This is a genomic window from Pseudomonas sp. PS01303 (assembly GCF_029959385.1).
In the GTDB taxonomy this organism is placed as follows: Bacteria; Pseudomonadota; Gammaproteobacteria; order Pseudomonadales; family Pseudomonadaceae; genus Aquipseudomonas; species Aquipseudomonas rustica.
In genome coordinates, this window is record NZ_JASCPK010000190.1 from 1 (window position 1) to 8891 (window position 8891).

Annotated in this window: 6 protein-coding genes; 1 reads left to right on the top strand and 5 read right to left on the bottom strand. The window is 62.2% G+C overall.

Annotated features, from left to right (window positions below):
• Window positions 1–124 precede the first annotated feature (124 nt).
• The 5 genes from QMX93_RS28090 to QMX93_RS28110 form a co-directional block, all read right to left on the bottom strand.
• On the bottom strand, window positions 125–3223 hold the full coding sequence (locus tag QMX93_RS28090; protein ID WP_282358775.1) for an error-prone DNA polymerase: 3099 nt from the start codon (window positions 3221–3223) through the stop codon (window positions 125–127).
• A complete protein-coding gene (locus tag QMX93_RS28095) occupies window positions 3199–4614 on the bottom strand; it encodes a DNA polymerase Y family protein (protein ID WP_282358776.1) in 1416 nt (471 codons plus the stop codon). Before QMX93_RS28095 ends, QMX93_RS28090 begins: the two co-directional genes overlap by 25 nt.
• Before the next feature lie 7 nt (window positions 4615–4621).
• Window positions 4622–5239, bottom strand: a complete 618-nt coding sequence (imuA, locus tag QMX93_RS28100; protein WP_282358778.1) for a translesion DNA synthesis-associated protein ImuA — start codon at window positions 5237–5239, stop codon at window positions 4622–4624.
• On the bottom strand, window positions 5239–5856 hold the full coding sequence (gene lexA / locus QMX93_RS28105; RefSeq protein ID WP_282358780.1) for a transcriptional repressor LexA: 618 nt from the start codon (window positions 5854–5856) through the stop codon (window positions 5239–5241). Before lexA ends, imuA begins: the two co-directional genes overlap by 1 nt.
• 168 nt (window positions 5857–6024) lie before the next feature.
• Window positions 6025–6942, bottom strand: a complete 918-nt coding sequence (locus QMX93_RS28110) for a LysR family transcriptional regulator (protein WP_282358781.1) — start codon at window positions 6940–6942, stop codon at window positions 6025–6027.
• Between the two features lie 103 nt (window positions 6943–7045).
• On the opposite strand from QMX93_RS28110, the gene QMX93_RS28115 reads away from it, so the two are divergent.
• On the top strand, window positions 7046–8788 hold the full coding sequence (locus QMX93_RS28115; RefSeq protein ID WP_282358783.1) for an amidohydrolase: 1743 nt from the start codon (window positions 7046–7048) through the stop codon (window positions 8786–8788).
• The last annotated feature ends 103 nt before the right edge of the window (window positions 8789–8891 follow it).

Consider the following 8891-nt stretch of genomic DNA (forward strand, 5'->3'; position numbering starts at 1 on the left):
TCGAGCGTTCCCCCGCGCTGCGTGGGAATGCCGCTACGGACGCTCCGCGTCCCCTGTGACGCGGAGCGTCACGGGAGGCGTTACCACGCAGAGCGTGGGAACGATCAGACAAGGGGGCAGCGTATTAGTGGAAATCGCGGCTTTGCACGCGGATGCCGTTGAGCAGTGGGCTGAGGTCGCTCAAGCGTCCAGCAATCAAATGGCGAACTTCGCCTTGGCGTTCCCAGCGGCCATCCACCTTGAGCAGTTGCGAACCGACCAGCACCTGCCGTTGACGCTCAGCCAAGTCGCGCCAGACCACCACGTTGACGTTGCCGAACTCATCTTCCAGGGTTACGAAGGTCACGCCACTGGCGGTACCCGGTCGTTGCCGCCCGGTGACCAGTCCGGCAACGCTCACTGGCCGGCCATGCTCGACATCGAGCAACTCCTGCGAACTGCGGCAGCGCAGTGCCTTCAATTCACCGCGCAACAGCGCCAGAGGATGCGGGCCCAGCGTGGTGCCAATCGTTGTGTAATCCGCGTGCAAATCCTCACCGACACTCGGCTTGGGCAGCACTACATCAGGCTCTTCCTGGTTCGGCAAGCCGGCAAATAATCCCAGTTGTTTCTGCACCCCGGCGACTTCCCAGCGCGCCCGATGCCGGTGGCCAGCCAGGCCGCGCAACGCGCCGGAATCCGCCAACAACGCCTGCGCCCGACTGTCGAGCGCGGCCCGTTCGCCGATGTCGGCGATGTCGGCAAATATCCCGCGCGAGCGTGCAGCTTCAATGCGCCGGGCATCGTCTTCGCGAAAGCCCTTGATCATGCGCAGACCCATGCGGATCGCCGGTTGTGCCCCGGCAATCGGTTCCAGACTGCAATCCCAATCGCTGGCGCGCACATCGACCGGGCGAATCTGCAAATGATGCCGGCGCGCGTCCTGCAGGATCTGATCCGGGCTGTAAAAACCCATCGGCCAGCTGTTGATCAGCGCACAAGCGAACGCCGCCGGTTCGTGGCACTTGAGCCAGCAACTGGCGTAGGTCAGCAAGGCGAAGCTGGCGGCGTGGGACTCAGGGAAACCGTAGCTGCCGAAGCCTTTGATTTGCTCGAAGATCTGCGCAGCGAACTCAGGTGTATAGCCGTTTTTCTTCATCCCGGCGGCCAGTCGTTCCTTGTGCGGTTCGAGTCCGCCGTGACGTTTCCACGCGGCCATCGAACGGCGCAACTGATCCGCCTCACCGGGGCTGTAATCGGCGGCGACGATGGCGATCTGCATCACCTGTTCCTGAAACAGCGGCACGCCGAGGGTGCGTTTGAGCACCACTTCCAGCTCCGGCGACGGGTAGGTTTCCTCTTCTTCCTTGTTCCGGCGGCGCAGGTACGGGTGCACCATGCCGCCCTGAATCGGCCCCGGCCGGACGATGGCGACCTCAATCACCAAGTCGTAAAACGTCGCCGGTTTCAGGCGCGGCAGCATCGACATCTGCGCCCGCGATTCGATCTGGAACACGCCGATGGTGTCGGCGCGGCTGATCATCTCGTAAGTCGGTTTGTCTTCGGAAGGAATCGTCGCCAGGCTCAAATCCTGATTGCGATGCCGGCGCAGCAGGTCGAAGCAGCGGCGAATCGCACTGAGCATGCCGAGGGCAAGGATATCCACCTTGAGCAGGCCGACCGCGTCGAGGTCGTCCTTGTCCCACTGAATGATCGTGCGGTCGGCCATCGCCGCATTTTCGACCGGCACCAGCATGCTCAGCGGTTGCTCGGAAATCACGAACCCGCCGGGGTGTTGTGAAAGGTGCCGGGGGAAACCGATCAATTGGCCGGTCAGGCTCAACACTCGCCGCAGTACCGGGCTGTCAGGGTCGAAGCCGCCCTCAAGCAAACTCTCCAGCGGTGGCGTTTCGTCGCTCCAGTGGCCGCAACAATCGGCCAGCGCGTTGATCTGATCCGGTGGCAGGCCCAAGGCCTTGGCCACGTCGCGTACGGCACCGGCCGCGTGATAGGTGCTGACCACCGCCGTCAGCGCCGCACGATGACGGCCATAACGGCGAAACACGTATTGCAGGACTTCTTCGCGGCGTTCGTGCTCGAAGTCGACGTCGATGTCCGGCGGCTCGTTGCGCTCTTTTGACATGAACCGCTCGAACAGCAACGTGGTGTGATCCGGATTAATCTCGGTGATGCCCAAGGCAAAACACACCGCCGAGTTGGCCGCCGAGCCACGGCCCTGACAGAGGATTTTTTGCTCGCGGGCAAAGCGCACCACGTCATGCACGGTGAGGAAGTAGCTTTCGTAGCCGAGCTCGGCGATCAGCTGCAATTCCTTGTTGATCTGCCTCAACACCTTGAAGGGCGCGCCCTTCTCCCAACGCCAGGCGATGCCCTCTTTCGTCAGTTGGCGCAACCAGGAACTGGCGCTGTGCCCCTCCGGCACCAACTCTTTCGGGTACTGATAACGCAACTCGCCGAGATCGAAAGTGCAGCGCCGGGCCAGAGTCACCGACGCCTCCAGCAGTGCTGGCGGATACAGTTCGCGCAACACCTCGACACTGCGCAAATGCCGCTCGCCATTGGGATGCAGGCGCAACCCGGCCTCGGCCACCGGCACGTGATGACGGATCGCAGTCATGGTGTCTTGCAGGGCGCGCCGACCACGGGCGTGCATGTGCACATCACCGCTGGCCACGGCGGGAATCTGCAGTTCGCCGGCCAGACTCAATAACCTCGCCAGACGCTGCTGATCGTCCTGGCCACGATGCAATTGCACCGCCAGCCACAGGCGCTCGCCGAACGTCTGCTTCAGCCAGCGGCCCTCTTCCATGTCATCCAGCGAGTCCGGCACCCACAACACCAGCAACCCCGGTGGCGGCTCGCTGAAATCTTCGCGCAGTACCTGATACTGACCTTTCTGGGTGCGCCGCCGGGCGCGAGTGATCAAGCCGCACAGCGCCTGATAACCGGCGAGACTCTCCACCAGCAGCACCAGTTTCGGGCCGTTTTCGATGCGCACTTCGCTGCCGATAATCAGCGGCAGCTCAACCGACTTCGCCGCTTGCCAGGCCCGGACGATCCCGGCCAGCGTGCATTCATCGGTGATCGCCAGCGCCTGATAGCCGTGTTTTTTTGCCCGTTGAAACAGTTCAAGGGCACTGGAGGCACCGCGCTGGAAACTGAAGTTCGACAGGCAGTGCAATTCGGCATAGCCGTCATTCATGCGAACCAGCCTTGCAGCCACAACGGCCCGCCCTCACCCACCGCGCGATACGCCCAGCCTTGCTGACCGGCGCGGTTCTGGATCAGGTAATAATCACGGCGTACATCGTCACCGTCCCACCAGCCGGATTCGATGCGCTCCGGGCCCATGAGAATCCGCGCCGAACCTTGCGGCACACTCTGCGGCTCACCGAGCAACCAGCCCGGACGGTGCACGCCGGGCAACACGGCGCAGCGCTGTTTATCGACGCCGTGCTGCCAGGCGCACTCCGGTCGATGATCAGCCTGAAAGCGCAAACCCTGCACCGCTTCATCACCCAGACGCGCGCGCAGGCGTTCGCGCAACTGCTCCCACGGCAGCGTCTGCTGCGGGCGGTCATCGAACAGCTCCTGAAACTGCGGGACGAAACTCGGCAGATCTTCGGCGCGCAGACGAAAGCCGCGCACCGGCGCCTCGACCTGCACTTGCTCCAGCCGCCCGCGGGCCAGTTCGAAAAGCATCGCCGGATCACGTTCGGCGCTGAGCAGGCCGACTTTGATTACGGTGTCCGACAGCCCGGCATGTTCCAGATGCAGATCAAAACGCTGCACGCCACTGTCACGCCCACAAAGGAACGCCGACAGATCACCGGTCAAACGCCGTAACGGGAACAACAAGGCCTGATGCGATTGCACGTCGAAGTTGAGCTCGATGCGTACATCAAAACGATCCGGCGGCAGGTAAAACTCCAGCGCCAGTGGTCGTGCACCGAACAAGGTGTCGAGGTGTTTAAGCATCTGCGCTTCGAAACGCCGGGCCAGCGCCTGACGCGGCAGGCTCTGCACCTGACTGAGGTTGCGCAGGCCCATGCGCGACAACGCCGTGGCCACGCCCGGTTCCAGACCCGCGCGGTCAACCGGCAACTGGCCGAGGTGATGCTGCAAAGCTTCGCCGTCGGGCACCACTAAACCGTCGTAAGCATTGGCCAGCACCCGCGCCGCCACTGGATTGGGGGCGGCAACGATGCGATGGCGGAAACCCAACTCGGTCAGTTCCTTGCGCAAACGCGCTTCTAACTGCGCCCAGGAACCAAACAGACCAAGGCTGGACTCGATCTCGAACACCACGGTGCGCGGGTAATGCACGCTGACCTGCGCGCTGAAACCGTAAGCCCACGCCGCGAGAAACTGCTGCCAGTGTTCGACTTCGGCGGCCTCGTAATCGGCGGTAGCAAAACCTTTGCTCATCGCCTGAGCGGCGGTCATCGACTGTCCGGCACGCAAGCCAAGTTTGCGCGCGGCCGGGTTGACTGCTTGCAGCACTCGGCGCTGAGCCGGGCCGCTGAGCAGCACTAACGGTTCATCCGGATCAGCGCGCTGACGCAGCACCGCGTCCAAGGCCAATTGCGGAAAAAGAATACAGACCCAGCGCATGCTGACCTCAATGACCCACGGCAAAGGCAATCGGCGTCGTACGCGCCAAGCCGCCACGGCACTTGAGCACGCGCAATTGTGCGGGTTTGGCGTCGATGGCGATGCGCAACGCCGCTGGTGACGGGTTGACCGCTTCGCTCAATGGACGCCAAGCGAATGCGAGGGTCTGACCGGTTTCCGCCGCCACTTGCAAACGCCGCAACGCACGATCATCAGCCTTGTGCGGCCAACACAGCACCGCGCCGCAACTGCCTGAACGCAAACACTGTTCGACTGCCCACAAGGCATCGCGCTCACTGGCCTGAATCACTGACAACTGGCGCAGATCTACCCCGGCGCTTTCCCACGCCTGCGGGTACGGAACGAATGGCGGCGCCACCAGCACAATGCGCTCACCCGCCGCCGACAATCGCGCCAGCGTCGGCCAGACCAGTTGCAGTTCGCCGACACCGGGGCCGGCCAAGAGGATTTCACTCAACGCCGCTTCCGGCCAGCCACCGCTGGGCAGTGCCGCGTCCAGCTCCGCATGCCCGGTCGGTTGCGGGCTGGCGGCCGGTGGTGCAGGCCGGCCCTTCCAGACCTGGCCGCCATTGAACAGCGTATCCAACGCAACGACGGCGCCCATCAGCCTTGCCTCACCAGACCGCAGAACACCCCTTCGATGGCCAGATCCTGATCGTCACGCACGACAATCGGCCGATACGCCGGGTTGCGCGGCAACAAGCGCACTTCGTCGCCAACCCGTTCGAAGCGTTTGATGGTGACTTCACCGTCGAGGCGCGCCACGACAATCTGGCCGTTAAGCGCTTCGGGATTACGTCGCACACCGACCAGATCACCGTCGAGAATGCCGTCCTCGATCATCGAATCGCCCTGTACCCGAAGCATGTAATCGGGTGTGCGCGAGAACAGCGCCGGGTCGAGCATTAAACGGCTATGGATCTCGGCATCGGCGCCAATCGGCGCACCGGCAGCGACGCGGCCGAGCACGGGAATGTCGAGCAGTTCGGGGCGCGGCGGCTGACCGAGCAAACGAATGCCTCGGGCCTGATTCGGATTGACCTCGATAAAACCGGCTTCGGTCAGCGCAAGCACATGCTTACGCGCCACGCTGCGCGAGGCAAAACCAAAAGCCTCGCTGATTTCAGCGAGGCTTGGGGGCTGACCGTGTTCGGCGATTCGATCGCGGATAAAGGTCAGGATGGCGGTACGGCGGGGAGTGAGGTTCGTCATGGAGTACATTTGTACTCTTTTGGCTTTTTCCTGACAAGCGCCGCAGGTCGGCCCACCCCACGTTGATCGTTCCCACGCTCCGCGTGGGAATGCAGCCCGTGACGCTCCGCGTCACTGGACGCAGAGCGTCCCCAGAGGCATTCCCACGCAGAACGTGGGAACGATCAGTGCGGTGAGTCAGCTTAAGCCGCGTTCGGCTAGGAATTCGGCGATGTAATCAATGAAGGCGACAACCTTGGCCGTGGCCCGCCGATGGCTCGGGTACACCGCCAGAATGTGCGGGCCAAAGGTGTCCGGGTCGATCTCGTAATCCGCCATGACCCGCACCAATCGCCCGTCGGCAATGTACGGCGCGGCGCTCCACAGCGGCGTGTGCAGCAAACCGCGCCCGGCCAGAGCACTGGCCAGCAACAAATCGTAATTATCGCTGCGCAACAACGGCGCGGTGGGTTGCGCCAGACTCAAAGGCTGGCCATCGCGCTCGGCCCACCAGAATTCGCGGCTAAGCAACGGATGCTGATAAAGCAGCCACTCATGCTGTTCAAGGGTTTGCGGATTCACCGGCAAACCCTTGCGCGCCAAGTATTCCGGGCTACCGCACAACGCCAGGCGATTGCTGCCGACCACCCGCGCAATCAGCCCGGGCAAATCATCATGGCCCTCGCGCAACGCCAGGTCATAACCACTTTCCAGCAAATTGACGAACGCATCGCACAGATCCACTTGCAGGCTGATTTGCGGATATTGCTGTAAGAATCCGTCACACACTTGATCGAGAAACGCCCGCCCATAGGCCAGCGGCGCGGTGATTTTCAGGCTACCGCGCAAGCCGTGCTGCAACTGCTCGATTTCTTCACTGGCCTCGTCGAGGCGCTGCAACACCAGTCGCGCGGTTTCCAGGTACACACGGCCGATTTCCGTGAGCAAAATCCGCCGCGTGCTGCGCTCGAACAGCCGCGCGCCCAACTCCGACTCCAGATGATTGACCGCTTTGGTCAGCGCCGACGGGGTCTTGCCCAACTGTTCGGCGGCGCGGCTGAAACTGCCGAGTTGCGCGGTGACCACGAACATCTTTAATGCGCCCAACTTGTCCATGCTTTTTCCATTCAGGCAAAAACGTTTTTCGTGAGGGAGGCGTTCTGTCAGCCGCTGACAGCTACTAATCTCGCCATCAGACGCAATAACAAGGAAATCTTCAATGAAAAGATTCATCCCGAGTCTGTTGGTAGCCGCTGTAAGTTTTGCCTCGATGGAAGCCATGGCCGCCCCTGATCTGATCCTGCTCAACGGCAAGATTTTCACCGCCGACCGCGCGCAACCCAAGGTGCAGGCCCTCGCCGTAGAGAACGGCAAAGTGCTGAAGGTCGGTACCGACGCGCAGATCAAAGCGCTGATCGAACCCGGCACCCAAGTCATCGACCTCAAGGGCAAAGCATTGATGCCCGGGCTGATCGACAGCCACTCCCACGCGATTTTCGGTGGACTGGAGATGACTTCGGCGAACATGGAAGACGAAGTCGTCGGCCTCGACGAACTGCAAAAGCGTCTGCGCGACTGGCGTGCAGACGGCAAGGCGAAACACGGCGACGTGCTGAGCATTGCCGGCATGAGTTCGGTGTATTGGGCGCAGGCAGAGGCCTTGGGCAAAACCTTCAACAGCGGCGAATGGGCCGATGTGCCGGTGGTGTTTATCGGCAGCGACCACCACACGGCGTGGGCCAACAATGTGATGCTCAAGCGTGCCGGGATTGACGCGGCCCTGCTGAAAACCCTGCCCGACGCGGAAAAAGACACCATCGGCAAATTGGCCAGCGGCGAGCCGAACGGTTTTGTGGTCGATGCCGGTTGGGATCGGGTCGCCTCGAAAATGCCGGTGCCAGGCCCCGCCGACATGTTGAAGGCCGCGAAATCAGCGGTGCGCTACAACAACAGCCTTGGCATTACCGCGTGGATGGATCCCGCCGCCAACGCCGCACCGGGCGAAGCGGTGTTCGCGCTCAAACCCACCGAAAAAACCGTCGGCGTGCTGCCGGCTTATAAAGCGTTGTCGGAAAGCGGCGACATGAGTGTGCACGTCGCGGCGCTGCTGGTGGCCAATCCGAAAAGCGTGCCCGCCGATCTCGATACGCTGGACAAGGTGCGCCAGCAATTTCAGGGCATTCCCAACCTGACCCTGCCCGGCATCAAGATCTTCGCCGATGGCGTGATCGAATTCCCGGCGCAAAGCGCGGCGATGATCGACCCCTACAGCAACTCGCACAAACAGGGCGAACTGCTGATCGATCCGCAGCACTTCGGCGAACTGGTCAGCGCCATCGACCAACGTGGCTGGCTGGTGCACATCCACGCCATCGGCGACCGCGCGGTACGTGAATCGCTGAACGGCATCGCCCAGGCACGCAAGGATCGCCAGAGCGGCGTAACTCACTCGATCACTCACCTGCAAATGGTCAACCCGAAAGAGTTCGCCCGTTTCAAACCGCTCAACGTCATCGCTTCGATGCAGTTGCTGTGGGCCAGCGCCGACGACTACACCACCGACATGATCAAGCCCTACGTCAGCGCCCTCGCCTTCCGCTATCAGTACCCGGCGCATTCGCTGCTCAAGCAAGGCGCGACAATTGCCGGCGCGAGCGACTGGCCGGTGTCGACGCCGAACCCGTTCAACGCCATGGCGCAGGCGATCACCCGCGTAGGGCCGTTGGGCGTGCTCAATGCTGATGAGCGTCTGGATCGAGACACCATGTTCTACGCCTACACCGTCAATGCGGCGCGCACGATTGGCCTGGAGAAACAGATCGGCTCGCTGACGCCGGGCAAGCAAGCGGACTTTATCGTCCTCGATCGCGACGTGTTCAGCGTCGACAACAAAGCCCTGCATGACACCCAGGTGTTGCAGACCTGGTTCGGCGGCCGTCAGGTCTACACCGCCACCCAATAACAACATCGATCCCCCTGTAGGAGCTGCCGAAGGCTGCGATCTTTTGATCTTGTTGTTAAGGATCAAGATCAAAAGATCGCAGCCTTCGGCAGCTCCTACAGGT